The sequence below is a fragment of the Butyricicoccus sp. AM05-1 genome, from assembly GCF_003474415.1.
In the GTDB taxonomy this organism is placed as follows: Bacteria; Bacillota; Clostridia; order Oscillospirales; family Butyricicoccaceae; genus Agathobaculum; species Agathobaculum butyriciproducens.
In genome coordinates this window covers 1-1269 of the sequence record NZ_QUDG01000031.1, presented here as the reverse complement: position 1 = coordinate 1269, position 1269 = coordinate 1, and the positions used below count along the sequence as shown (strand labels likewise).

Sequence of the window (1269 nt, the reverse complement as noted above, 5' to 3'; positions counted from 1 at the left end):
TCGAGCGCGTAAAAGCAAAACGCCATTCGCAGGAAACCGAATAACCTTTTAAGCCATGATTGACCTCATGGCTTATGGTCGTGCCCGGAAAATCATATTTCCATCCCCAAACACCGATGACGGCAGAAAGACCGTCATTTTTCTTTGTCTGCCATACCATTACCCTGATTTTACAGGGTACTCTGTTTACAGGTAGTATGCGGAAAGACAAGATGCTTTTTGAGCAGATGCAAAACAGGCTGATATACTAAAATCCTTATCTACTAAAACTTCTTTATTGAAACTTCACTACTCAATCTTCCTGACAGAAAAGGAGAGAAAAAAGTGAGAAATACACGATCTGAACGAATCTCTGAACTTATAGAAAGAGATAACGTTATAAAGTTACACAGTCTTGACGTTATAACTGCACAGGTATATAATAAGAGTAACGTTAAACAGTTATAACTTTACAAAGTTGAAAGAGGTGGAGAACATGTCAGCGATATTTGCACTGGCCAACCAGAAAGGCGGCGTTGCAAAAACCACAACGACTGGTCTTCTGGCGGCCGGTCTGAAAAAGCAGGGCTTCAGCGTGCTGACGATCGACTGCGACCCACAGGGCAACCTGTCGATGTCGGTAGCTGCCGAGAATCAGGACAGCGCGACCATGTACGAGGTCATGAAGGGAACGGTCTCGGCGCGGGAGGCCATCCAGCACACGCCCAGCTGCGATATCATTCCGGCGAATACCATCCTTGCGGGCATTGAGCAGGAGCTGCACAACGTCGGCAAAGAGATGACGCTCAGAGAGAAGCTGCGCGACGAGCAGACCGGTGTAGTGGAAGAATACGATTACATCCTCATCGACTGTCCGCCGTCGCTCGGCCTGCTGACCGTGAACGCGCTGACGGCTGCCGACTATCTGCTCATCCCGACCATGGCGGAGACCTTTGCGGCATCCGGCATCACCCAGCTGTATGATACTTACAAGTCGGTGAAGAAATACACCAATCCGGCGCTCAGGATCGACGGCGTGCTGCTCACGCGCACCGAGCGCACACGCGTCACAAAGACCATTCAGGAGCTGACCGAGAAGATCGCGGACTACATGGGCGCGGATGTTTACCGCACGACCATCCGCAGCAACGTGATCATCAAGGAAGCGCAGGCTGTGCAGGAGAACGTGTTCGACTACATCGAGAGCAAGGCACAGACCAAGGGCGAGCGCGTTTCCGAGGCCAGCCGGAATTTTGTGAATGACTGTCTGAATTTCGTCAAGGAGTTTGT

The 1269-nt window shown here is 50.6% G+C and carries 1 protein-coding gene; it reads left to right on the top strand.

The window, feature by feature from the left end:
* Positions 1-475: 475 nt before the first annotated feature.
* Positions 476-1269, top strand: a 794-nt coding sequence (locus tag DW088_RS15615; protein WP_147356592.1) for a ParA family protein, incomplete at its 3' end; no start/stop codon positions are given.